Source organism: Paenibacillus sp. XY044 (assembly GCF_002257645.1).
In the GTDB taxonomy this organism is placed as follows: Bacteria; Bacillota; Bacilli; order Paenibacillales; family Paenibacillaceae; genus Paenibacillus_AQ.
Genome location: NZ_NQMO01000002.1, coordinates 424885 through 450313, shown reverse-complemented (window position 1 = coordinate 450313; position 25429 = coordinate 424885). Strand labels below are relative to the sequence as shown.

The following is a 25429-nucleotide window of genomic DNA, read 5'->3' as shown; positions in this document are numbered from 1 at the left end:
ATATTTATATATGAATTTCATGCTAAATAATTCCACATTCACGCCCACATTCCTGCTAGCAACAGACAATAATTTTGCATTCGGGACATCGTTCGACATGAGTCATTTTGCAAAAAAAATGAATCCTCCTGCTCTTTCATCCGTATTGAAGTATATAATACCTAAGGGGTGTGGCATTGTATGATCATTACAACAACCGAAAATGTAGCCAATCATGAAATTATCGAGGTTCTCGGCACCACGTTTGGCGTCGTCGTTAGAGCCAGAGGCATCGGCGGGGATATTATGGCTTCCCTGAAAGGCCTGGTCGGCGGCGAAGTGAAGCAGTACACCCAGATGATTGAGGATGCACGACGGCAGGCGGTGGACCGGATGGTGCAGAACGCGCATGCCATGGGCGGCGACTCCATCGTGATGATGCGCTTTGACAGCGGGGATATCGGCAATAACATGAGCGAAATTGTTGCCTACGGCACGGTCGTCAGAACCCGTCCTGTCGGCTGATGGGAGGTATGGTCATTATTCTGCTTATATACGCCTTGGAGCTGGTCGCTTTTCTCTTGCTGTTATGGGTCAGCTGGCGCTTCTTTGACAAGAGGTACCGCCGCCGGGACGACAGCGGGGGCAGCAGGGATATCATGAACGGAACATTTACGCCGACTTCGGAAGTATTCATTGACCCGAAAGACGGTCATAAATACCAGGTTTATTATAATCACCGTACCGGTGAACGCGAATATATCAGACTCGATTGAAGCCAAAAAGGGGCTGCCCGTCATGTGACGGGCAGCCCCTTTTTTATGAATACAGCGGTTTACTTGTATTTCGGATCAAAGTTGACTTCCGGAGTCGTCAGCTTGTCGTAGAAATCCACGTACTTGTCCTTATCCTCCGATGCCCGGAGCGCCATGGCGGAACGGGGATGCTCCCCCAGCGTTCCAGTAACCATGTAAGGAATCAGGTAGCCCCATTCTTCCTTTTCACGAAGCGGAATCATCAGGCGTTCGATCAAATCCAGCACCGGACGAAGGGTGTAATGGGTGTTCTTCAGATGGGTAACGAGCAGCTCGGTCGGGCAGTTGCCTGCCGCGCGGCCCATTCCGTATACGGAGGCGTCCAGCAGCTCTACGCCCAGTTCCGCAGCGGTCAGCGTGTTGGAGAAGGCCAGCTGCATATTGTTATGCGTATGAACGCCAAGACGCTTATTCGGCAGATGCTTCTTGAACTTCTCTACCAAGTACTCCACGTCCTTGTGGTCAAGGCTTCCATAGGAGTCTACGATGTAGACGACATCCACCACACTCTCCCGGATCATTTCGAAGGCTTCCAGCAGCTCATTCTCCATGACATTGGACAATGCCATAATGTTCAGCGTCGTTTCGTAACCGCGGTCATGGAACGTCTGCACCAGCTCCAGCGCTTTATCCACGTCCTTGATGTAGCAGGCTACGCGGATCAAATCCAGCAGGCTCTCTTCGCGCGGCAAAATATCATTCTCATCGACACGGCCGATATCCACGAGCGCGGACAGCTTGGTTTTGCCTTTCTGAGGGATCACTTCACGCAGGAATTCATCGTCCAGAAAGCGCCAAGGTCCGGCAGAATCGGCGCCCTTCAGCAGTTTGGGTGAATTTTTGTAGCCGATCTCCATATAGTCAACACCGGCCTCATTCAGTCCGGCGTATAAAGTTTGTACAAATTCGACGCTGAAGTCCCAGTTATTGACCAGTCCCCCATCGCGAATCGTGCAATCGACAATTTTACAAGGGTTCGTTTTCATCCAACAAGCTTCTCCTTCCGGCATAAAATTTATTCCTTCATCATACTTGAAGGTGACCGGAAAAGTAAAGGTTATTTGTGCGGGCGAGCATGGCTGCATATGAAGGCATACGAAATAAAGCGGCTATCCCGCCCAGGACTCCGCTTTACGTTCATTGTCTTATGAGGATTCCGCTTGCGACATCAGCCATTCCAGCAGGGTGCGTACCATTACCCCGGTGCCTCCCTTGGGATTCACGCCCCGCTCCTTGTGGATATAAGCCGTCCCGGCGATATCGAGATGAATCCACGGCAGCCCTTCGGCAAAGGTGCCGATAAACAGGCCTGCCGTAATCGCCGCTCCCCTGCCTCCGGTACTGTTGCGAATGTCCGCCACATCGCTTTTAAGCATATCCCAAAATTCCTTGTAAGCAGGAAGCGGCCATACTTTTTCCCCGGACCTTTTTGAAGCGAGAATCAGCTCCTGCAGAAAAGTATCGTCATTCGCCACCGCTCCTGTCGCCACATCTCCCAAGGCGGTCTCGACGGCGCCCGTGAGCGTCGCGACATCGATCAGACGGGTTGCACCGAGCTGCCTGGCATAGGTCATGCCGTCGGCGAGCACCACTCTGCCTTCCGCATCGGTATTCAGCACCTCGATCGTCCGGCCGCTGAGCGAGCGGATCACGTCCCCCGGCTTAAAGGCGTTGCCGCCGGGCATGTTCTCGGCACTCGGGATGACAGCCACGACATTCACCTTAGGCTTCAGCGCTCCCAGTGCGTTCATGACGCCCAGCACCGCAGCGGCTCCGCCCATATCGCTGATCATCTCTTCCATGCCGAGCCGTTTCTTCAGCGAGATGCCGCCAGTATCGAACGTGATGCCTTTGCCGACGAGGCCGATGACGTCATCCCAGCTGTTCCTTCCTTGATACTTCATCATGATCATCCGCGGCGGATGAACGCTCCCTTGACCAACCGATAGCAATCCGCCCATGCCGAGTGCCTTCTGCTCCTCGACGTTCAGCGTGCGCGATTCCATGCCGTACTGCCGGGCAATCCGCTGCGCGTGCTTCGCCAGATCGTCAGGAACCAGCATATTCCCGGGAAGATTCGTTAAATCCCGCGCCAGGCAGGTGGCTTCGGCGGCCGCTTTTCCACGGATGATGCCTTGACGCCATTCATCGGCTTCCCGGGGATCGGCGTTACCTTTTCGAAAAAATACCATCTCTTTGACACCGGTGTACACAGGAGAATTCCGTTTGTACTGCTTGATCCGATATGCTCCCAGGATGAACCCTTCGGTTAGGGCCTGGGCCGCAGTCATCGTGTTCTGTTCCGCAGTAAATCGCATCATGGTGATGGGCACTTCCCATGCCAGGCTTCGGGCTTGGATTTTGAGAGCGGTTCTCGCTGCCTGAACGGCAGCAAGCCTAAGTTCTTCGGAGGTCAGCGGACGGTCTCCCGTTCCCACTAAAATGACGGCGCGATGACCGCTTGATTCAGGTACAGGCAGCGCGTGGATTTGATTGAAGGTAGCACCGAACAGGCGGCTGTCCCTAAGCTGCTGCACGATGGGTGCAAGACTGGGAGAAAAGGCGTTATCCTCGAAATCCTTTTGGGAAACCATAACAACAAGCGCATCTGTACTCAGCTGCGAAGCTTCCGTATGATCCTTCCATGTGACCGTAATATCTTGTCCTTCGGAAAACGGATGTCCATTCATCGGCGTTATCTTCCTTTGTCTTCAAGTTTTTCGGACGATAGTCATATATATTATTCCACCGTTGTCCAAAGCAACTCTAAAGACAAAATGTTCCTGCTGTGCCGGATCAGGACATTTCAACGATCGGAAGCGAGATCACAAACTCCGTTCCCTTCCCAACTTTGCTGTCGACCGAGATATAACCCCGGTGATTCTTGATGATCCGGTAGCTGACGGACAGCCCAAGGCCCGTCCCGCTTTCCTTCGTCGTAAAGAAGGGGTCGAACAAATGACTCAGCGTGATATGATCCATACCCTTTCCGTTATCCGAAATACATATATTTACGTTTCTCTGGTCTTTGCGCGTGCGGATTTCTATCCGTCCGTTATGCTCATGTCCCAGATCATTGATCGCATCCATGGCGTTTTTAATAATGTTGAGAATGACCTGTTTAATCTGCTTGACATCAACGGATATATGAAGGGGCGTAGATTCATCGATCAGAACGACCTCGCAGCCATTCATCAGCGCTTCGCTCTCCGTGAGCAAAACGACCTCCTTTAGCAGGGACGAAACGGGGATGACGGTCGTTTGCGGCGCGGACGGCTTGGACGAATTCAAAAACTCATAAATAATGTCGTTCGCCCGGTCGATTTCGGTCAATATAATGCGTGCATACTCGTCTTTTCCGAGCTTGGTCAAATGAGGTCTCAGCAGCTGAATGAATCCGCGGATGGCTGTGAGTGGGTTGCGGATTTCGTGGGCGATCGAAGCTGAAATCTTTCCGAGCATTGCCAGCTTGTCGTTCCGATAGGCGGTTTGTTCGATTTGTTTGAAATCGGATACATCCTTGACACTAAATAAAAAATCACCGTCCATTTGATCGCCGTAGGTGACGGTAAGAAGCCACTGGCGTCCGGTTTCATCACTTAGCTCATGGTATCTTTTTCGGTGAAAAATGGTTTCACGGTAAATACGCAGTATCTTTTTCTTCTTATACCGGCTTAACTGGGGATGACGCAAGATTTGAAGCAAGGTTAGTCCAGTCAACGACTTACGGGAAATTTCCAACAACCTCGCCATTTGCACATTGATAAATGTCAAAACGCCTTCACTGTCGAAAAGGATTACCCCACTGTCCAAGTGCTCCAAGATGTTCTCGTACTTGTTCTTCACAAGCTGCGTTGATTGAAAAGCCTCCAGGGACTGCAACAACGTCTCTTGGATTTCGCTCACACGATGCCCCCCCTTTATAAGGAAATGACGGAATTGGCAAATCGTTAACAGGCAAATATTCCATCTTTTGGCCAGTAATAAAGATTAGTTTAATCATAGACAAGCTCGCCGGAAAACTCAACAAGAGATACTGTCGAAAAAAGAAAAAATGGTCCCGGCCTGAAAAAGAAAGCCGTCAATCAGCGCTGCTTCTTAGCCGAAAGTCCCCGCTCAAGCAGAGGCTTCTCCTGTAAAAATAAGGATGTCGCCTCTTGCAAAAATAATGCCTAAAACAAAAGCATCAGACACAAAAAATTCATTTTTGTACCTGATGCCATGTCATACCGGGGCGCTCAGCCGGGACGATTTCCGCCGTTTCGACGGCAGCCCCGGGCATCCGATGAAATTTTATGATTTATGCTGAAGACGCAGCCGGCGTTGGCTCATGACCGCGAGTCTTTTCTTCAGCTCGCTCTGCCATTTCTCGTCTTGAATTTGCTTGGCGACCGTCAACAAATCAAGAGCCATGTCAATCTGGCTCTGAATGATGTCCTTCGGATCTTCCTTCTCGCAGTTAACCACATTTTCAAAAATGGTCTCTTCGTCCTCGATCACATAATCCTGAAAGTCAATTTCTGCCGCCCCGTCACCATGCGCATATTCGGCCAAAATTTCGTATTCATTCTCAACCTTGTAATGAACCTCAACCCGGTGGCACACGGGACAGAACAACAGGGGAACATTATGGACTTGAGTGCGATAATGTTTAAGCGTACCTTTCGTTCCAACCATACTTGCTCCGCAGCAATAACTCATTCCAGTTCACCCTCCTCTGGATTCCACCGTATTTCTTCATAATGTATTCGATTTCAAGCTCGACAATTCCTTTTTTTCAACCATGTCGGAACCCAAGTTTTATCATGTATTCATGCCCTTTGGTTTTCTATATCGTCTTGATCAAATCCTGCTTCATCGAACTAAAGTTTTGCATTTACATTCATTTCTTTAGTTCATTCTATATAAATGACAAAATAAGAAGATTTGGCGCATCTAGCCCTATTCCAACCGGTCCATGGCATTCTAAACATAAAACCGCAGTTGATGAAAAACCCCCTTGGCCTGCATCAAGCAAGGCAAAGGGGGCTTGTCCGAATATTTAAAAATTAGTTGGTTACCAGATTTTTGTCGCCTGGTTTCCAGTTCATGGCGCACAATCCGCCGGATTGCAGCGCTTGGAGGACGCGAAGGGTTTCTTCGACGCTGCGGCCGATATCGTTGTGGTTAACCACTTGATACTTCAGCTCGCCTTCAGGGTTGATGATGAACAGACCGCGAAGAGCAACGCCTTCTTCTTCAATGTACACGCCGTAGTCTTTCGCAACGGATCTCGTGATGTCGGAAGCCAGCGGGAAGTTGATTCTTCCAAGACCGTTCGAGTCGCGCGGTGTGTTGATCCATGCCTTGTGGCTGTGGATGGAGTCCGTGCTGACACCCAGAATTTCAGCGTCAAGTGCCTTGAACTGCTCGGAAGCATCGCTCAGCGCAGTGATTTCCGTAGGGCACACGAAAGTGAAATCGAGTGGATAGAAGAAGAATACGAGCCATTTACCGCGGTAGTCTGTCAGGCTTGCTTTGCTGAAATCCGTACCGTCACCTGTTACAGTTTCCATCGTAAATTCAGGAGCTGGTTTTCCTACTAAACGTTCTGCCATGTCAAAAATTCCTCCTTTAATATAAAGAACAACAGCTGTTTTCTAGATTGAGTATCGTATTGCATCCCAAGTGGAATCTACATTTCAAATGGTATCATCCGATGAATTCAAAGTCAAGATTATATACGTTATTTATTTATAATAATTATAATTAAGAAAAAACCGTGAACTTTTCACCAGAATTGAATTAGCGATAGGTTTGAAAAAAGGGGCCGCCGGTCACCCGGCAGCACCCTTCTCGAAAAAATCACTTCATTAATATAGCGTAAAAATCGACCTCGATTTCGCCTTGAAAATTACTTCTTCATCGCAGCCACGATAAGGTCGCCCATCTCCCGGGTGCCGATCGCCTTGCTCTTATCCACAGCGATGTCGCCTGTGCGATGTCCTGCATTCAGCACCTCAGCTACAGCTGCTTCGATCGCGTCAGCCGCATCGCCGTATCCAAACGTGAGGCGGAACATCAGCGCCAGCGACAAAATCGTGGCAATCGGATTCGCCAGATTCTGTCCCGCGATATCCGGTGCGGAACCATGAACCGGCTCATACAAGCCGAATGCGCCTTCTCCCATCGAAGCGGAAGACAGCATGCCGATGGACCCGGTCAGCATTGCAGCTTCATCGCTCAGAATATCGCCGAACATGTTCTCTGTCACGATGACGTCGAAGCTGGATGGACGGCGCAGCAGCTGCATCGCGCAGTTGTCGACAAGCACATGCTCCAGCTCCACATCCGGATAATCCGGAGCGACCCGGTTCACCACTTCACGCCACAGGCGGGAAGTTTCCAGCACGTTCGCCTTGTCGACGGAGGCGAGCTTCTTGCGGCGCTTCTGGGCGATTTCAAAAGCTTGACGTACGATCCGTTCCACTTCCGCCACATTGTACACGCAAGTGTCCACCGCTTCTTCGCCATGCTCGCCTTGGCGTCTCAGCTTATCGCCGAAGTAAATCCCGCCGGTCAGCTCGCGCACGACCATCAGGTCCGTGCCTTCCAGAACCTCAGGCTTCAGCGTCGATGCATCCTTCAGGCAGTCGAACACGACAGCCGGACGCAGATTCGAGAATAAACCGAGCGCCTTGCGGATGCCGAGCAGCCCGGTCTCCGGACGGAGCTCCTTCGGATTGTTATCCCATTTTGGTCCGCCTACCGCGCCAAGCAGCACTGCGTCTGCACTTTTACACACCGCCAGCGTTTCTTCCGGAAGCGGGGTTCCCTTCTCATCGATTGCGATTCCCCCGAACAGCGCATGCTCCGTTTCAAACGAGTAGCCGAACAGTTCTTCCGTACGCTTGAGCACTTTCTCCGCTTCTCCGACAACCTCCGGCCCGATGCCGTCCCCTGCGATTACTGCAATTTTTTTAACCTCTGCCATAATATCAGTCACTCCTTCAGGTACAAGTACCTCAGTTTCACTGTCCTAATTCTCTATATACTGTTGTAACACATGAAGGAGAGCGTTGACCAAGATATAGAATCTATGACCTTAATAGTATTTTCCTATAAGCTTGCCGCATCGATTCATTTATTCTATACCTGCCCTTAACATGGCACATTTCTTTTCCTGATTATTCCGGGTACAATGATATTGCTTGGACTAATACTCTTAAATCGCGAAGGAGTTGAACGGATTCATGCAGTATACGTATCTGGGAAAATCGGGTTTAAAGGTCAGCCGCTTGTGCCTTGGAACGATGAACTTCGGTCCGGCGACGGACGAGAAAGAAGCATTCCGCATCATGGATGCGGCGCTTGACGCCGGCGTTCAATTTTTTGATACCGCTAACATTTACGGCTGGGGCGAAAACTCCGGCTTGACCGAAACGATTATTGGCCGCTGGTTTGCCCAAGGCGGCGGCCGCCGCGAAAAGGTGGTCCTCGCCACCAAGGTTCATGGCGACATGAGCGACCCGGCGGACGGTCCGAATGGAGCACGGGGCTTGTCCTCATACAAAATCCGCAGACATCTGGAAGGATCGCTCCGGCGCCTGCAGACCGACCATATCGAGTTGTACCAAATGCACCATGTCGACCCGAACGTTACTTGGGACGAGCTGTGGGGCGCTTTTGAGATCGCGGCGAACCAGGGCAAAATCGGCTACGTCGGCTCCAGCAACTTTGCTGCCTGGCAGCTGGCTATCGCCCAAAGCGAAGCGAAGAACCGCCATTTCCTCGGGCTGGTGTCCGAGCAGCATAAATACAGCCTGAACTGCCGCCTTCCGGAGCTGGAAGTGCTGCCTGCCGCGCAAAGCCTTGGCCTCGGTGTGATCCCGTGGAGCCCGCTCGACGGCGGATTGCTCGGACGCAACGCGTTGAAGAAGCTGGAAGGCACCCGCAGCGGCGGAAGCGCGGAGCGCATCGAGAAGCATCGCGCCAAGCTCGAGGCGTTTGCCGAATTGTGCAACGAGCTCGGCGAGCCGCAGGACAACGTCGCAATCGCCTGGCTGCTGAGCAATCCGGCGGTGACCGCGCCGATCATCGGGCCACGGACGCTGGAACAGTTGGAAAGCTCCCTTGGCGCGCTGGAAATCAAGCTGGATGAAGCCGTGCTGAAGCGGCTGGACGAAATCTTCCCGGGACCGGGCGGAGCCGCTCCGGAGGCGTATGCCTGGTAAACGGGCATGAACGCCGTGCCACCCTAACGGCGATCTCCCGAATTGGCAGCAGATGCCTCATTGCTGCCTCATTGTTCGCGGAAATTGGGAAGCGTCATATCAGCCCAAATCGTTGCTTCAGAAATGCAAAAGGCGGATCCCCTCTAAATCGGGGAATCCGCCTTTTTTATAAATTGATAAGAGCTGTAGACTTTATTTCTTGATCCAATGCATCATTTCGCGCAATTGACCGCCAACGACTTCGATCGGATGGTTGGCTTCATTGCGGCGTGTTGCATTCAGGAATGCACGGTTGGATTGGTTCTCAAGGATAAAGTCGCGGGCGAATTTACCTTGTTGGATGTCGGACAGCACTTCCTTCATCGCTTTCTTTGTTTCTTCCGTTACGATGCGAGGTCCCGTTACATAGTCGCCGTACTCAGCCGTATTGGAGATGGAGTCGCGCATGTTAGCCATGCCTCCTTCATAGATCAGGTCGACGATCAGCTTCATCTCGTGGAGGCACTCGAAGTAAGCCATTTCCGGAGCGTATCCGGCTTCAACCAGCGTTTCGAATCCGGCTTTGATCAGGGCGGTTACGCCGCCGCAAAGTACGGCCTGCTCACCGAACAAATCTGTTTCGGTTTCTTCGCGGAAGGAAGTTTCGATAACTCCTGCGCGGGTACAACCGATACCTTTTGCATAGGCGAGGCCGATTTGTTTCGCATTGCCAGTAGCGTCCTGCTCGATAGCGATGAGTCCAGGAACCCCGAAGCCTTCGACATACGTACGGCGCACCATGTGACCTGGGGATTTTGGAGCAACCAGGAGCACGTCGGAATCTTTAGGAGCGACAATTTGTCCAAAATGAACGTTGAAGCCGTGGGAGAACATGAGCGCAGCGCCCTTTTTCAGGTTCGGCTCGATTTCGTTTTTGTACACAGACGCTTGAGTTTCGTCCGGCATCAGGATTTGTACCACGTCCGCTTTGCTTGTTGCTTCAGCAACGGACAGAACTTCGAAACCGTCGTTTTTGGCTTTATCGAAAGATTTGCCTTCGCGAAGACCGATAACGACCTTGACACCGCTGTCACGCAGGTTCTGTGCTTGAGCATGACCTTGGCTTCCGTATCCGATAACGGCAACGGTTTTTCCTTTTAAAGCGCTGAGTTCTGCATCTTGCTCGTAATAAGTTGTAACTGGCATGTGATAAATCCTCCTTTGTTTTTAAAAAGAACCCTTCATAAAGAGCGGGTGTTTCAAAGGACCTTGCACCCGGTTTGTCCCGCTTTCGGATCCGATCCCTTCAAACCCCCGCTCTTTAGCGGGAATTTAATGTGTATGCTGTTTTGTATGATTATGCATTTCCACGAATCATGGCGGTGACCCCGGTGCGCGACAGCTCCCGGATCCCGTATGGCTTCAGCAGCTCGATCATGGCGTCGATCTTCGAAGAGTCCCCGACTACCTGCACCATGATGCTGCTGGTTCCAATGTCTACGACCGAAGCGCGGAACGTTTCTACGACGCCGAGGATTTCCGGACGCTCCGCCGGCTCCGCGCTCACCTTGATCAGTGCCAGCTCCCGTGCCACCATCGGCTTGGAACTGAGGTTGATGACCTTGATGACATCGATCAATTTGTACAGCTGCTTCTCGATTTGCTCCAGCGTCATGTCGTCACCGATTGTGACGATGACCATACGGGAGAGCCCCGCTTCTTCCGACTGCCCGACCGTAATGCTCTCAATGTTGAAGCCGCGGCGTCCAAACAGTCCGGATACCCGCTGCAGCACGCCCGGCTGGTCATTCACAAGAACGGCAATGGTATGTCTCATGCTCATATTTATGCATCCCCCATCAACATTTGATCAATGGTCGAGCCTTGAGTTACCATCGGATACACGTTCTCACCCTTGCTGACCACAAATTCCACAACGACAGGTCCCGGTGTTTCGAGCGCTTCTTTCCAGGCCGTTCTGGCCTCTTCCTTGTTCGTCGCCCGAAGTCCCTTCACTCCGTAAGCCTCGGCCAGTTTAACGAAATCCGGGCTTCCTTCCAGGTCGATATGGCTGTATCGGTTATCGTAAATCAGCTCCTGCCACTGACGTACCATGCCGAGCACCTGGTTGTTGATGATGACTACCTTCACCGGAATGTTGTTGATGGCGCAGATGGCAAGCTCCTGGGAGCACATCTGCATGCCGCCGTCACCATTGACCGAAATGACGAGTCTTTCCGGATTGGCCATTTGGGCGCCGATGGCGGAAGGAAGTCCGAATCCCATCGTTCCGAGTCCGCCCGAGGTCACCCAGGAGCGCGGCTGATTGAACTTATAGTACTGTGCCGCCCACATTTGATGCTGTCCTACGTCGGTAGTGACGATCGCTTCGCCCTTTGTCGTATCGTTCAGCAGCTCGATGACCCATTGCGGCTTAAGCTCCGTATCCGAATCAGCGTAGCGTAGCGGATGCTCCAGCTTCCACTGCTGAACCCGGGTTCTCCAGGCATCGGCTTTGCCAGCCCGTGTCACGTCGTTGTTCAGCATTTCCAGCACCGTCTTGCAATCGCCTACGATCGGAATGTCCGTCGGCACGTTTTTGCCGATTTCCGCCGGATCGATGTCGATGTGCACGATTTTCGCGTTCGGAGCAAATCCGTTCAATTTGCCTGTGACCCGGTCATCGAACCGCGCGCCGATGTTGATCAGCAGGTCCGACTCTTGAATCGCCATGTTGGAGGCGTAAGTTCCGTGCATACCCGGCATGCCCGTCCAGAGCTCTTGCCCGCTTGGGAATGCGCCCAGACCGAGAAGCGTGGTCGTAATCGGAATTTCGGTCCGCTTCACGAATTCATACAGCGCTTCATGTCCGCCGGAGTAAATTACGCCGCCGCCGGCAATGATCATCGGCCGCTCACTCTCTTCGATCGCTGCAACCAGCTTGTCGAGCTGAAGCTTGTTAGGCACCAGGCGCGGGTTGTATCCGCGAAGGTTGATGCTGCTTCCCGGTTCGAACAGCGTGAGCGCCGCCGATACATCCTTCGGAATGTCGATCAGCACCGGGCCTTTGCGGCCGGTCGAAGCAATGTGGAAAGCTTCGTGAATGATTCTCGGAAGTTCCTTAACGTCTCTGACGAGATAGCTGTGCTTCGTGATCGGCATGGTGATGCCGGTAATGTCGGCCTCCTGAAAAGCATCCGTTCCAATCAGGCTAGTTGCGACATTACCCGTGATAACAACCAGAGGGACGGAATCCATATAAGCGGTGGCAATTCCTGTGACCAGGTTGGTCGCCCCCGGTCCCGATGTTGCTATACACACGCCGACTTTGCCGCTTGCCCGTGCGTAACCGTCTGCCGCATGGATTGCTCCCTGCTCATGACGAGTCAGCACATGTTTGAAATCCTTAAATCCATACATCGCATCGTAAATGTAAAGCACTGCCCCGCCCGGATACCCGAAAACACACTCGACACCTTCCAGCAGAAGGCTGCGAAGCAGTATTTCCGAGCCGGAAATGACTTCCGGCTTCATCCATTTCTCACGTAATTGTTCTGTAGACCGCACTTCAGGAATTTGCGCGCTCATCAGTCATCCTCCTCTCAAGAATACGTTCATTTTTTTGTGATGGTAAACAAAAAAACCTTCCATCCCTCATCACACAAAATCTTTGTGTGAGGGACGAAAGGTTGTTCTTCCGTGGTACCACCCATATTTGCTCCGCACTTCACAGTGCACAGCCTCAGCAGGTATAGAAAACGAGGAACGGTGCCTCTACATCGATGGCTCATCCGTTTCCATACCTTGAGTCCGTAACGTGGACCTGACGATTCTCCCTAATAGGCTTAGCGCTTTTCAGGAGAACAGCTCCGAGGTGAGCTCGTATAAAAGGGGTTTTGGCGGAGGTTGCAGCAGATCCTCCCACTCTCTGTTCAAAAGAGCCCTTTAAACTTCGTCCTCTTCATTGCCGATGACTGTATACTCGATAAAATGTTTAGACACATTATATGACCCATCGATTCTATAGTCAATACCCAGATTCGGATAAAAAAATACATGTCTGCTTTTGTCCTCCATTTTCCCGGGAACTTTCGGCACACCGCCCACCCCTAATTTCATATGATGACGTATGTCGCTCATCGATGATTTGGGCAGCAGAACGGAGGACAGACTCTATGATTAGATACCGCAGACCCAAGCAGGACGATGCTGTTATCATGCATTTGATCGAGACCCAGCTTGTCCCGCTGTCCCATATGAACAAAAGCCAATTGGAGCAGGTGCGCAAGGATCTTCCCGGACGCATGAACCGCGGCGTGACGCTCATCGCTTCCCCCTACTACGAAGGGGATCCGGTGGGATTTGTCCACTTTATGCTGCACGGCGATCTGCTCTATATCGACATGTTGGCCGTCGCACCCGAATCACAGCGCAAAAGATGGGGGAATCTTCTGATGGCCCATGCTGAAAGATTTGCGTTGTCACGCGGGTGCAAACGGTCGAAAGTCATGGTTGATTCCGGGAATGCAAACGGTATGATATTTTATCAAAAATTAGGGTATTTTAACATCAAGTACCATGCAAAAAACCAGTGCCACGAATTGGAAAAACAGCTCTCCTAGCCGTGGCGGAAACCACTTACAACCCCCTTAAGCGAACCAAGGATTAATGGCTTACCAAAATCCGCCACCGTAAGGATAGCCTCCTGGATATCCAGCCGGGCCGGTGCCTGGGCCGAAGCCTGGGCCGTAGCCGTTATAAGGAACTCCGCCGCCGAACCCCCCATAAGAGCCGTAGGCGAATGGAGCCGTTCCGATCGCCAGCAGATCAAACAAGACGAGCGGAATGATCGCTTTGGTGTGAACCTTTTTCCCTTTGTCCCGCTGAAGAATCAGGCGGTTGCCGGAGATGCGCAGCAGTTTTCCGGTCACCAGACTTCCGTCTTTTTTGGCAGCTACAATATGTTTACCAATAAACTTCTGGGCGTGTTTACGAGTCACAGGCTGTTGCATTTAATCCCTCCTCCAAATGTGTTCATACCAATCTATTCGAATGCCCCCCACGGCGCTTGTTCAATAGCCCGGTTACCCAGGAAGTTGGGTGAAGTACGCATCACGGGCGCTAGTTCGGGGGATCATCGTCCCGATCAGCCTGCATTTGGCGGAAGCTGTAATTAGAACTCGGCAAGACAGGCCTCTTTCGCCGAAGGTTAAAAAAAAGCCGCATTCCGGCTCTACGGAATGCAGCTTTTGTTGCGACTCAATGATTATCTTTTCCCCGGATCGTACGGTTCCCCCAGCGCAGCCGGTGCAGACGAGCGTCCCACGGCCGCCACCAGAACGATGACCGTCAATACGTAAGGAAGCATGTAAATAAACTCCTGCGGAATGTCATGCGCCCAATCGAAGAGCTGGAAGTAGTTCCCGATGGCCTGGGAAAAGCCGAAAAATACGGCTGCCCCGAACGCCCCGAGCGGATTCCATTTCCCGAAAATCATTGCGGCGATGGCGATAAAACCTTGACCTGAAATTGTATTATGCGAAAACGTGCTTGTTGTCGTGAGCGTAACCGTGGCTCCGCCAAGCGCAGCCAAAGCACCGCTGATCATGACCCCGATATACCGCATCCGGCGCACTTTGACGCCGACGGTGTCGGCGGCGCTTGGATGTTCGCCGACCGCGCGCAGACGAAGGCCGAAAGAGGTTTTATACAGGATATAAGAAGCGACTATTACGACAATAATAGCCAGGTACGTGGTCGGGTAATTGCTGAAAATGCCCTCCCCGATAATCGGAATCTTGGAGAGGAAAGGAATCTTCCACTTTTGGAGACTCTCCATCAGCAATGGGGTTTCTCCTGCGCCTTCAAACATCAGCTTGACCATATAGAGAGTGCTTCCCGTTGCCAGGAAGTTGATCACGACGCCGCTGATAACCTGGTCCGCCTTGAAAGTAATCGATGCGACGGCATGAATCAGCGAGGCGACAAGCCCGATAACAATCGCGGCGAGCATCCCGATATAAGGTGAAGCCGCCCCCATGCCGGCATCTTCCGCGTAATAGGAAGCGACGCCGGCCGCAAACGCACCGAAGGTCATCAAGCCCTCAATCCCGATGTTCGTCACCCCGGAGCGTTCAGAGAAGATGCCGCCCATGGCAGCAAAGATGAGCGCCGTCGAAAAAACGAGCGTCGTATTCAGCAGCTGGCCAATTGTTGTGATCCAATCCATTTACAACACCTTCTCTTTCTTGCGCTTCAGATAGAAGGGCTTCAGAACCCAGCGCACAATGCCTTGTGCAGCAATAAAGAATATGATGGATCCGATAACGATCCGGATAATTTCCGGCGGCACATCCGCACCAAAGCTCATTCCTGCGGAGCCGTAAGTCAGCGTGCCGAACAAGGCGGCGGACAGCAAAATGCCGAACGGATGGTTCATGCCGATCAGCGCCACCGCGATTCCGTCAAAGCCGACGCCCGGAGACCCCGTGAAGATCGCCTGGTAATGGAATACGCCGAGCACCTGGAAGGCGCCGCCCAATCCGGCGAAAATACCGCTGATAAACATAGCTTTCACAATATTGCTCTTCACGTTCATGCCCGCGTATTTCGCGGCATCCCCGTTATGTCCTACAGCCCGCAGCTCATAGCCCTGCTTGCTCTTCCACATGAACACATAGAAGAATACCGCTGCTAGAATCGCGATCACCGTTCCCCAGTGCATACGCGCATCGCTGAACATGTCGGACAACCAACCGATCGAAATCGACGCCGTATCCTTGATGTCTTCGGAGCGCTGCTGGCCCTTGAGAAGCAGGAAATTTCTTACGATATAGTTGCTCAAATACAGACCGGTCCAGTTCAGCATGATCGAAATAATGACTTCGTTCACCCCGCGTTTGGCTTTGAGGTAGCCGGTAATGCCAGCCCAAATCCCTCCGGCCAATCCACCGGCAATAATCGCTACGATCGCATGCAGAACGATTGGCAGGCCGGTCAGCTTGACCCCGACCGCTGTCGCGGCGGTCATGCCGACAATGTACTGTCCTTCCGCCCCGATGTTGAACAGACCTGCCCGGAACGCGAATGCGACGGCAAGACCGGTCATGATCAGCGGCGTAATTTCGCGGATCGTTTCCCCAAAATCATACAAGTTCCCAAACACGGTGCTGAACAGGGAACCGTACGCCAAAATCGGATCGTACCCCCCGATCAGCATAATGATGGCCCCCACGATGAGTCCAAGCACAATCGATACGAGAGGAGTCAACAGGCTGTTCACGGTAAAAATTTTAAACAATTTATTCATTAGGCCTTACCTCCCGCAACCTTGCTGCCCGCCATCATCAGACCCAGTTCCTGGTCATTCGTGTCCTCCGGCCGCACTTCGCCGACGATCTGTCCTTCGTAAATGACAGCAATCCGGTCGGACACGTTAATGATCTCATCCAGTTCAAAAGAGATCAGCAGCACGGCCTTCCCTTTATCCCGCTGCGCAACGAGCTGCTTCTGCACAAACTCGATCGCACCGACGTCAAGTCCCCGCGTCGGCTGCGCCGCGATGAGCAGATCTGGATCTTTATCTATTTCCCGGGCTATAATCGCTTTCTGCTGATTACCACCGGATAAAGCACGAGCCTTCGTCTCAATACTCGGCGTTCTGACGTCAAATTGCTCGATCAAGCGTTTTGCCTGATCGTCGATGGCGCTTTTGTTCAAGAAGCCGCCTTTGTTGTATGGGGCTTTATAATACGTTTCCAGTACCATATTTTCACTCATAGAAAAATCAAGAACAAGTCCGTGTTTGTGCCGGTCTTCAGGAATATGGGACAACCCGCTTTCCGAAATGAAACGCGGCGGTTTGTTGGTAATATCTTTGCCATTGATTTCGATTAGGCCGCTGTCGACCTTGCTCAGGCCCGTCAGCGCTTCAATCAGCTCGCTCTGCCCATTCCCATCAACGCCGGCGATGCCCAGAATTTCCCCTGCGCGCACCTGGAGATCAAGCCCGTTCAGAACGGAAATTCCCTCTTTGTTTTTAGACACCAGATTTTTCACTTGAAGCACGGTTTGCTTCGGTACGGCCGGCTGCTTGTCCACCTTAAAGGAGACGCTGCGTCCAACCATTTTCTCGGCAAGCTCGTTAGGATTCGTAAGGGACGTCTTCAAGGTATCGATGACTTTCCCGCGTCGGATGATCGTCACCGTGTCGGAAATTTGCATAATTTCTTTGAGCTTATGCGTAATCAAAATAATCGATTTGCCTTCGGCGACCAGCCGCTTCATAATTCCCATGAGTTCGCCGATTTCCTGCGGCGTAAGCACGGCTGTCGGCTCATCGAAAATAAGAATGTCAGCGCCGCGGTAAAGCGTCTTCAAAATCTCGACGCGCTGCTGCATGCCGACAGAAATGTCGTGAATTTTGGCATTCGGGTTAACCCTCAAACCATACTGGTCGGACAAGGCCTTGATCTTGGCAACCGACGCTTTGTAATTCAGATGAACCCCGGCAATTTTGGGTTCCATCCCGAGAACGATATTTTCGGTTACCGTAAACGGCTGAACCAATTTAAAATGCTGATGCACCATGCCAATGCCCAGCTCGATCGCTTTATTGGGACTGTCAATGATGACAGGCTTGCCGTTCACTTCGATACCGCCCTCATCGGGCTGGTATAAGCCAAACACGATGTTCATCAAGGTCGACTTACCCGCACCGTTCTCACCGAGCAGTGCATGAATTTCGCCCTTGTGCAGCTTCAAGCTGATGGAGTCGTTGGCAACGATGCCGGGAAAGCGTTTGGTAATTTGCTTCAACTCAACGACAGGGGTCGTCGCTGCATCCATGAGATCACCCTTATCACATATTTTGCGGCCTTTGGTTTGGGCCATAACGTAAGACAAGGCTAGTCATAATAACCAGCCTTGCCGTTTGGTACACATGAATTATATCCGTTCAAATTATCGTTATGGAATTATTCTTCAGGAACTTTGATCTCGCCGTCGATGATTTTTTGCTTGAACTCATCTACTTTTTTCAAGACATCTGCAGGGACGTTTTTGCTCGAAGTGTCGGCCAGACCTACGCCGTTTTCTTTCAGGCCAAGCGTCTCGTGACCGCCTTTGAACGTACCGTCGATGACTTCTCTTGTTACTTTGTCTACGGCTGTAGTTACGCCTTTAACCATGGATGTCAGTGTTACTTCGTCGCCAAATTCCAGGGATTGGTCTTTGTCTACGCCGATAACCCATACTTTTTGACCTGCTTTGTTGCGCGCGATTGCTTCGTTAAATACGCCTGTACCCGTTGCACCGGAAGCATGGAAAATAATGTCCACGCCGTCGTTGTACATCGTGGCTGCAGCCGCTTTACCTTGGTCAGGCTTGTCAAATGCACCGGTGTAGTTGATGATCACTTTCGCATCCGGATTCGCAGCGGCAACGCCTGCTTTAAAGCCGGCTTCAAAGCGTTTGATAACCGGAATTTCGGAACCGCCGACAAAACCGATTTTGTTCGATTTCGTCATGGAGCCTGCTACTACGCCCACGAGGAATGCCCCTTCGTTCTCCGCAAACGTAACGGAATGAACGTTAGGCGAGTCTACTTCAGCATCAATAATGGCCAATTTGGCATCCGGATTTTGATCGGCTACCGTTTTCATATCAACGCCAAGGTCAAAACCGATGCCCCAAGTGAGGTCGTATTTGCCTTTGACATATTTGTTCAGGTTCGGAACATAATCTTCTTTGGACTTACTTTGAAGATACTGGGCTTCGATCCCTTTGTCCTTCTTCAATGCTTCCAATGCTTCCCAAGCGGATTGGTTAAAAGATTTGTCGTTAACCCCGCCTACGTCAGTCACGAGACCGACCTTCACACTTGATTGTGCTGCGCCGCCTTCGCTGCCGGACGAGCTGCTCGTATCTTCGTTCTTTTTACCGCAGCCGGCCAGTACGACTGAAAATGCAAGCAGCATAATCAGCGACAATTTGAACATTTTCTTCATTAACTTATAGTCCCCCTAGAATGAATTATATCCTTTCACCTGTCTTCGCCTTTCAGCAATTGATCTATGGTCAATTAATTGCTTAAAAAGGCTTGTTCAAATGTTGGACATTCCACAGAACAGATTATACATTTTACCTTCGGCAAAATCCAGCAAATTTACGTCATAAAACAAAACTTTTTTAGAGAAAAATCAAGAGAAAACGCTTTATTTTGCCATAAATCACACAGCCTGTTATTTCCATGGAAGAGTAGTTGTCCAAAAGCTCACCCGATGTCGATTCACAAATTGAAAAGATGTGTGAAATTAACATTCATACCCATTTATGAGTATGAACCCGGTATGTTGGCTCTAGGTCCTGATCGATGTTAAATAGAGAGGCTTATTCTTCGTTGGGGATACAGATTGCGGAGACCTAGCTTTATACTCTCTTATATCTAAAGAAAAGCTCTATTGACGTACATACTAATAAGCCAGACTGCTTTTAGGGAAGTTCCTTGCGATATAAGGAAGTTTAGACTCCGGTGCTTATTCATTCTTATATCTTAAAAAAACCGCCGGTTAGGGCGGTTTTAATATTCGTTATAAGCGAATTATGCGTTGACTTTCTCTTTGGCAACCGATGCGATCGAGTTGAACGCGTTGATGTCGTTGACAGCCAGATCAGCCAGCATTTTGCGGTTGATGTCGACGCCAGCCAATTTCAGACCATGCATCAGTTTGTTGTAGGACAGTCCGTTCATGCGGGCTGCAGCGTTGATACGCACGATCCACAGTCTGCGGAAGTTCCGTTTCGTCTGACGACGGTCACGGTATGCGTATACGAGGGATTTCATAACCTGCTCGTTAGCTGTTTTAAAAATGCGGTGTTTGGAACCGAAGTAACCTTTTGCAAGTTTCAATACTTTTTTATGTCTACGACGAACAACGAATCCGCCCTTTACTCTTGCCATAATATAAACCTCCCAAAAATGTGTGATTAACTATTTCAAGTTCGCCAAGCCTTGCTTCAAGCGTCTTACGTCCCCCGGCGCCATTTCTGGGTTGCCTGCCAGTACGCGTTTAGCGCGCTTGGACTTGTGGGAAAGCAAATGGTTTCTGTAAGCTTTGTAGCGAGTCACTTTACCGGAACCGGTAATTTTGAAGCGGCCTTTAAGGCTGCTGTGTGTTTTCATTTTAGGCATTGTACTTCCTCCTCAGGATCATTGGGCTTTAGGAGCCAAAATCATAATCATGCTGCGGCCTTCCAGCTTCGGCTGACGCTCCACGCTGGAGTGCTCGGCAACTTCTTCCCTTACACGCTCCAGAATCTTCTGGCCGATGCTCGCATGCGCGATTTCGCGTCCGCGGAAACGAACGGAGCATTTGACCTTGTCGCCTTCCTTCAGGAACTTGACGACATTGCGGAGCTTAGTCTGGTAGTCGTGCTCATCAATGTTTGCTCGGAACCATACTTCTTTAATATCAACGATTTTCTGATTCTTCCGGGCTTCCTTCTCTTTCTTCTGCTGCTCGTAGCGGAACTTGCCGTAGTCCATGATGCGGCACACCGGCGGCTTCGCCTGCGGCGCCACGTTCACCAAATCCAGATTCAAATCCGCTGCCATCTGCAGAGCTTCTCGAAGGGGCTTGATGCCAATCTGCTCGCCTTCAGCGCCTACCAAGCGAACTTCCTTCGCCCGGATCTCCTCATTGATCATATGTTCCTTACTGATAACCGTCCACCTCCAGATCTAATCGGTATTTCTGTGTGCAGAAGCAAAATTAAAAGGGATGCCGGTATCATCAACCAGCATCCCTATGATCAACTCTTCATGAAATATCACATTCACAAATCATTGGATCAATGACCCGCCAACCTTCGTCGGTCAGGTGAGAAGCTGGAGCTTCTGCTTTGAATCCATTTCATATTTAAAGCACTCAAATAATTTAACACACGGCCCGGACAATGTCAACCCGGTTCCAACCCTTTATCCCTGCTTGCTCTGAACCTCTTCCAGTCTTACCACACGGGTATGCTGGGTATGGCTCCACTGCTTGTTGTTCTGCGTAAAGAACGCATAGAACGTGATGGGATACCAAGAGATCAGATAGATCGGGAAGAGCACCAGGTACAAGTAAACCTTCTTGAATGTGACCTTCTCCAAAATCATCGCTGCCAGGAACGTAAAGACGTTGGCGCCGATCGCCACAAAGCTCAGCCACAACGGCAGGTAGCCGTAGAGGTTGGCGATGTTCGGACCATCGAAGAACGTATTGTCTGCCCAGATGGTGGCCGTCAATAAGAACGTCAAGAGAACGATGTATACGTTCGCTCCGTACAGCGCCAAGTCCAGCTTGACGATGCTGCGTTCCTTGATGCTTTGCCAAATCAGCGGGAAGAAGTAGCGGCGCGCCACCGTAAAGTGTCCTTGCATCCAGCGCAGGCGCTGTCTTGCCGAAGCCTTGAATGTCAGCGGCTTCTCGTCGAACACTTTGGCGTCATAGTTGAATTTCGGATAGACGCCGCGCTTGACGCTGCGCATCGTAAACTCAAGGTCTTCGACCAAGCTGGTGGCTCCCCAGCCCATTTCCTTCAACAGGTTGGTCTCAAAGCACATCCCGGTACCACCGAGGAAGTTGGCCATGTTCATGTTATGGCGCGACAGCTGCCATAAACGGTTGATGTACCAATACGAAATTCCGTAAGCGGCCGTAATCCAGGAATCCTCCGGATTCTTGGTGTCGATGTATCCTTGAATGACGCGTGCACCGGAGCACAGGTCGTCATTCATTTCTCTCAAGAAATTCGTATCTGCCAGGTTGTCGGCGTCAAACATGACGACCGCATCATATTGGCGGGGCATTGCCCACAATTCCTTCAGCATCCACTCGATAGCATAGCCTTTACCGCGAAGGTTGTTGTTTGTACGCACGCAGGCGTTCATGCCATGCTCACGCACGATTCGTGCCGTACCGTCCGTGCAGTTGTCACAAATGACAAACACGTCGTACAGCTCCTTCGGATAATTCAGCTGCTTCAAGTTCTCCATCAGAGCCCCGACGACCTGCTCTTCATTGTGCGCTGCAACGAGCACAGCGAAGGACTTGGTCGGTTCAAAATGCTGTTTTCGCTTTTTCCTGTATAGTCCCAAAATGGAAAATACAAACTGATACACACCGATCGCGGCCAGCAAAACCTGGAGCGCGATAAAAATGGCGTCTAACATGACTCTCAGAACCCCCTTTTTTACCCCTCATAATCAACTTTCTCTCTGTAGATTACGGTAAAGCCGTTTGACCTTCTCTAATTTCTTTATGACCCTTTTGACCTTTTACATACTTTTCCGTTTTGTTAACGCTTCGGATGACCCTATCGATTTTCCACACTTTTCAGTCGTTTGTCAAAACCGTAAAACCTCGTAATCGTCTAAAAAAACGGGAATGAGGCGGTTTCTTGACTGTTCAGACCCTTCCGGCCTTTTATTCATGACTGATAGTTCTTATTTTCATCTGTTTTCCGTGTTTTTATTTCTCAGGTCCCCCCCTTTTTTTAATCATCAGATTTCATCATTATCGGCATACTTTATAAATAAACGAGATAAAGCCAAGAAAAGTTATACTTCGAACATCAATTCTTAATAACCGGATTGCATCCGTTTGAATCATTGTAAAGGTTCCTCCGGGTGAAGTCAAAATTGGCCAATTCCTTGTCTGGCCCTATTTTTGTCGCGATAAAGGACCTTTGGACAAGATCGGCCGATTCCCGACAAAGTTTTCAGCCGGTGTCAAATAACGACCCGGAATGGGGTTATATATATAAGAAGGGGACTTACGAAGTTATAGTTTCTGATCCCTTCGGAAATATGATAAAATTTAGAAAAACATCGCATGAGTTGTCCACGATCTGCCATTATTTTATAGAAGATTTGCTTACACGGAGGTATGGAATGAGACGTTTGTTCAAGAAACTCCAATTATGGGACCGGCGTCTTTTCCAATGGATCAACGGACGTCTTCATAATCGTTTTTTCAATTTTTGGCTGTATTATTTAACGCATCTTGGAGGGGCTACGTTTACGATCTGTGCCTGCCTCCTGTGCTGGGGCCTTGCCCCGCCGTCATGGAGCACCCAAGGTGCCCAGGCCGCCGTCGCTTTGGCCGTCAGCCACATTCCGGTGGCGGCAGCCAAAAAGATATATCCCCGGGTCAGGCCGCATCTTGCCCTGCCGGGAACTCGAACCTTTCGCAAACCGCTGGTGGATCATTCGTTTCCGTCCGGACATACGACGGCAGCATTTTCCTTGGCAGTTCCTATGATGATCGGGCATCCTGAGTGGACCGCGCTTTTTTTGGCTTTAAGTATCTTGGTCGGATTTTCCCGGATGTATTTGGGACTTCATTACCCATCCGATGTGCTTGCGGGAGCCGTAATTGGTACTTCTGTAGCTACAGCAACAGTTGCATTGTGGCCCTAAAGTCGATATGGTGGGTATAAGGAAAAACATGCAGGAACAGGTGAATTGAGAGTGATGAAAAAAAGAGTATTGTTATTATCTGAAGGCTTCGGCGCGGGACATACTCGAGCTGCATACGCACTCTCAAGCAGTCTACGCAAGCTGTCGCCGAGTGTGCAAACCAAAGTGCTTGAGCTCGGAAGCTTCCTGAATCCCAAGGTTGCGCCGCTCATTATTACCGCCTACAAGAAAACCGTTCTTTCGCAGCCACGGCTCGTGGGAATGATGTACAGGCACCAGTATAAAAAGTCACTGAACCGGTTTACGACATTAGCGCTTCACCGCATTTTTTATACACATACCAAAAATATCGTCAATCAGCTTCGGCCCGACATCGTCGTCTGCACGCATCCGATTCCGAGCGCGGTCATTTCCCGTTTGAAAAGGCTCGGCTCCAGCATCCCGCTGTGCACGGTCATCACGGATTACGATGCCCACGGCACCTGGATCAGCCCGGAAGTGGACCGCTACCTGGTCTCCACCCAGGAAGTGAAATCCAAGATGTTGGAGCAGGGAGTCGCCGGATCCAAAATCGAGGTCACCGGCATTCCGGTTCATCCGAACTTCTGGGAGCATCCGGTCAAGGAGGAGATCCGGGAGAAGTTCGGACTGAAGAATATGCCCACGGTTATGGTCATGGGCGGCGGCTGGGGCATTATGAATGACGAAGTCATCAACAATTACCTGACCCGCTGGAGGGACCAGATTCAAATCGTGTTCTGCCTCGGCAACAACGAGAAGGTCCTCCGCAAGCTCGAGCAGGATCCAAGTTACAACCATCCGAACATCCGGCTGATCGGGTTTACGCCCGAGGTTGATAAGCTGATGGAGGTCTCCGATCTGCTCATGACGAAGCCTGGCGGCATGACCTGTTCGGAAGGTCTGGCCAAGGGCATTCCGATGCTCTTCCACCACCCGCTTCCCGGACAGGAAGAAGAGAACTGCCAGTATTTCACGGCCCAAGGGCTTGGAGAGCCGATATCCTCCCTGGACGTCATTACAAAGTGGATGAACAAATTAATTCACGAATACGATTCGATCCAGCAGCGGCGCGAAGAGCAGCTAAAGAGCATTGACCGCTACCGGCCGATGCAGAGCGCCCAGAGCATCATCGATATGCTGGAATCAAATAAGGTGCCTTCCTGAGGGAAGGCACCTTATTTCGTATTTATGGCTGTTCGCTGCGAACCTCGTTCGGCTGCCCCGGCTTGTCCGGCTGCAGTCCGTATTTGTCGAGACGCTGCTTCTGATACCGGCTCAGCGCTTCCTTGCCCACAATCGCCTCGCAGCGGTGAATGTTGATGCCCTGACCTACAAACTTGGTCTCGTACTCGGTCATGACATGCTCTTCGTTTGGTCCCTCGCGGTGCAGATTCAACGAGATATTCGTCATCTGCAGGCCGTAATCGGCGAAGGAATTCAGCGAGAATTCAAACAGCGTCTGCGAGTCGGTCTTCAGATGAATTTCGCCGTTATCGTTGAGCAGACCACAGTATTTGTCGAGGAAACGAGGATGTGTCAAACGGCGGCGGGCATGTCTGGCCTTCGGCCACGGATCGCTGAAATTCAGGAAAATCCGCTCGATTTCTCCCGGTGCAAACACTTCCTCCGCATATTCGACATTGGCCAGCGCCAGCCGCAGATTCGGCGGATATTCGACCTCCCGCTCGGCCCAGGCGAGCTGTGCTTTCTCGCTTCCCCGGCGAATCAGTTCATCATACATATCGATACCTATAAAATTAATGTCCGGGTTGCGAAAGCTCATCTGGCTGATAAACTGTCCCTTGCCCATGCCAAACTCCACGTAGATCGGACGGTCGTTGCCAAACAGCGATGACCATTTTCCTTTATACGACCGGGGGTCCAGAATGACGAAGCCCTGCTGCTCCTCCAGACTTTCCCGGATTCCTTTTCTTCCGCGTAAACGCATCTCATACCTC

General features: G+C 51.0%; 25 protein-coding genes. 6 read left to right on the top strand and 19 right to left on the bottom strand.

Features of this window, described 5'->3' with window-relative positions; translation table 11 throughout:
• Positions 1–180 precede the first annotated feature (180 nt).
• A complete protein-coding gene (locus CJP46_RS10520; RefSeq protein ID WP_094595556.1) occupies positions 181–504 on the top strand; it encodes a YbjQ family protein in 324 nt (107 codons plus the stop codon).
• 8 nt (positions 505–512) lie between these two features.
• A complete protein-coding gene (locus CJP46_RS10515) occupies positions 513–755 on the top strand; it encodes an HD family phosphohydrolase (RefSeq protein WP_256992291.1) in 243 nt (80 codons plus the stop codon).
• 59 nt (positions 756–814) lie between these two features.
• On the opposite strand, the gene CJP46_RS10510 is transcribed toward CJP46_RS10515, so the two are convergent.
• The 6 genes from CJP46_RS10510 to leuB all read right to left on the bottom strand — a co-directional run bounded on the left by CJP46_RS10510 (position 815) and on the right by leuB (position 7767).
• Positions 815–1780 carry an aldolase catalytic domain-containing protein gene (locus CJP46_RS10510; protein WP_094595554.1) on the bottom strand — a complete coding sequence of 322 codons (966 nt, stop codon included), beginning with the start codon at positions 1778–1780 and terminating at the stop codon, positions 815–817.
• Positions 1781–1939: 159 nt separating this feature from the next.
• Positions 1940–3484 (bottom strand): leucyl aminopeptidase, encoded by a 1545-nt coding sequence (locus CJP46_RS10505; protein WP_179281121.1) that lies wholly within the window; start codon positions 3482–3484, stop codon positions 1940–1942.
• A gap of 106 nt (positions 3485–3590) precedes the next feature.
• Positions 3591–4700: an ATP-binding protein gene (locus CJP46_RS10500; RefSeq protein WP_094595553.1), complete on the bottom strand. Its 1110-nt coding sequence runs from the start codon at positions 4698–4700 to the stop codon at positions 3591–3593.
• 387 nt (positions 4701–5087) lie between these two features.
• Complete coding sequence (locus CJP46_RS10495; RefSeq protein ID WP_076173231.1) at positions 5088–5495, bottom strand: hypothetical protein; 408 nt, start codon at positions 5493–5495, stop codon at positions 5088–5090.
• A gap of 347 nt (positions 5496–5842) precedes the next feature.
• A complete protein-coding gene (locus CJP46_RS10490; protein ID WP_094595552.1) occupies positions 5843–6391 on the bottom strand; it encodes a peroxiredoxin in 549 nt (182 codons plus the stop codon).
• A 296-nt stretch (positions 6392–6687) separates the two neighbouring features.
• Positions 6688–7767 carry a 3-isopropylmalate dehydrogenase gene (leuB, locus tag CJP46_RS10485; RefSeq protein WP_094595551.1) on the bottom strand — a complete coding sequence of 360 codons (1080 nt, stop codon included), beginning with the start codon at positions 7765–7767 and terminating at the stop codon, positions 6688–6690.
• Positions 7768–8026: 259 nt separating this feature from the next.
• On the opposite strand from leuB, the gene CJP46_RS10480 reads away from it, so the two are divergent.
• Positions 8027–9007, top strand: a complete 981-nt coding sequence (locus tag CJP46_RS10480; protein WP_094595550.1) for an aldo/keto reductase — start codon at positions 8027–8029, stop codon at positions 9005–9007.
• A gap of 192 nt (positions 9008–9199) precedes the next feature.
• On the opposite strand, the gene ilvC is transcribed toward CJP46_RS10480, so the two are convergent.
• The 3 genes from ilvC to ilvB all read right to left on the bottom strand — a co-directional run bounded on the left by ilvC (position 9200) and on the right by ilvB (position 12574).
• Complete coding sequence (ilvC, locus tag CJP46_RS10475; RefSeq protein WP_094595549.1) at positions 9200–10192, bottom strand: ketol-acid reductoisomerase; 993 nt, start codon at positions 10190–10192, stop codon at positions 9200–9202.
• 151 nt (positions 10193–10343) lie between these two features.
• Positions 10344–10829, bottom strand: a complete 486-nt coding sequence (gene ilvN / locus CJP46_RS10470; protein WP_094595548.1) for an acetolactate synthase small subunit — start codon at positions 10827–10829, stop codon at positions 10344–10346.
• A 2-nt stretch (positions 10830–10831) separates the two neighbouring features.
• Positions 10832–12574: a biosynthetic-type acetolactate synthase large subunit gene (ilvB, locus tag CJP46_RS10465; RefSeq protein WP_094595547.1), complete on the bottom strand. Its 1743-nt coding sequence runs from the start codon at positions 12572–12574 to the stop codon at positions 10832–10834.
• 587 nt (positions 12575–13161) lie between these two features.
• On the opposite strand from ilvB, the gene CJP46_RS10460 reads away from it, so the two are divergent.
• Positions 13162–13608: a GNAT family N-acetyltransferase gene (locus CJP46_RS10460; RefSeq protein ID WP_094595546.1), complete on the top strand. Its 447-nt coding sequence runs from the start codon at positions 13162–13164 to the stop codon at positions 13606–13608.
• Positions 13609–13659: 51 nt separating this feature from the next.
• On the opposite strand, the gene CJP46_RS10455 is transcribed toward CJP46_RS10460, so the two are convergent.
• From CJP46_RS10455 to CJP46_RS10415, 9 genes are all read right to left on the bottom strand, one after another.
• Entirely contained in the window at positions 13660–13998 is a 339-nt protein-coding gene (locus tag CJP46_RS10455; protein WP_094595545.1) for a hypothetical protein, read from the bottom strand.
• A 254-nt stretch (positions 13999–14252) separates the two neighbouring features.
• Positions 14253–15215: an ABC transporter permease gene (locus CJP46_RS10450; protein WP_094595544.1), complete on the bottom strand. Its 963-nt coding sequence runs from the start codon at positions 15213–15215 to the stop codon at positions 14253–14255.
• A complete protein-coding gene (locus tag CJP46_RS10445) occupies positions 15216–16295 on the bottom strand; it encodes an ABC transporter permease (protein WP_094595543.1) in 1080 nt (359 codons plus the stop codon). It abuts the gene before it with no gap.
• Positions 16295–17833, bottom strand: coding sequence for an ABC transporter ATP-binding protein (locus tag CJP46_RS10440; protein WP_094595542.1), 1539 nt, complete (start codon positions 17831–17833; stop codon positions 16295–16297). The genes CJP46_RS10445 and CJP46_RS10440 overlap by 1 nt, the downstream gene beginning before the upstream one ends.
• Positions 17834–17961: 128 nt before the next feature.
• Positions 17962–18993, bottom strand: coding sequence for a BMP family ABC transporter substrate-binding protein (locus CJP46_RS10435; protein WP_094595541.1), 1032 nt, complete (start codon positions 18991–18993; stop codon positions 17962–17964).
• 593 nt (positions 18994–19586) lie between these two features.
• Positions 19587–19946: a 50S ribosomal protein L20 gene (rplT, locus tag CJP46_RS10430; RefSeq protein ID WP_094595540.1), complete on the bottom strand. Its 360-nt coding sequence runs from the start codon at positions 19944–19946 to the stop codon at positions 19587–19589.
• A gap of 30 nt (positions 19947–19976) precedes the next feature.
• Positions 19977–20177 carry a 50S ribosomal protein L35 gene (gene rpmI / locus CJP46_RS10425; protein ID WP_094595539.1) on the bottom strand — a complete coding sequence of 67 codons (201 nt, stop codon included), beginning with the start codon at positions 20175–20177 and terminating at the stop codon, positions 19977–19979.
• 18 nt (positions 20178–20195) lie between these two features.
• Positions 20196–20693 (bottom strand): translation initiation factor IF-3, encoded by a 498-nt coding sequence (gene infC / locus CJP46_RS10420; RefSeq protein ID WP_076173246.1) that lies wholly within the window; start codon positions 20691–20693, stop codon positions 20196–20198.
• Between the two features lie 270 nt (positions 20694–20963).
• Positions 20964–22202: a glycosyltransferase family 2 protein gene (locus tag CJP46_RS10415; protein WP_094595537.1), complete on the bottom strand. Its 1239-nt coding sequence runs from the start codon at positions 22200–22202 to the stop codon at positions 20964–20966.
• A gap of 720 nt (positions 22203–22922) precedes the next feature.
• On the opposite strand from CJP46_RS10415, the gene CJP46_RS10410 reads away from it, so the two are divergent.
• Positions 22923–23450 carry a phosphatase PAP2 family protein gene (locus tag CJP46_RS10410; RefSeq protein WP_094595536.1) on the top strand — a complete coding sequence of 176 codons (528 nt, stop codon included), beginning with the start codon at positions 22923–22925 and terminating at the stop codon, positions 23448–23450.
• Between the two features lie 51 nt (positions 23451–23501).
• Positions 23502–24635 carry an MGDG synthase family glycosyltransferase gene (locus CJP46_RS10405; protein WP_094595535.1) on the top strand — a complete coding sequence of 378 codons (1134 nt, stop codon included), beginning with the start codon at positions 23502–23504 and terminating at the stop codon, positions 24633–24635.
• Positions 24636–24657: 22 nt separating this feature from the next.
• Here CJP46_RS10405 and trmB read toward each other — a convergent pair whose 3' ends face one another.
• A complete protein-coding gene (trmB, locus tag CJP46_RS10400) occupies positions 24658–25419 on the bottom strand; it encodes a tRNA (guanosine(46)-N7)-methyltransferase TrmB (protein WP_094595534.1) in 762 nt (253 codons plus the stop codon).
• Positions 25420–25429: the final 10 nt, after the last annotated feature.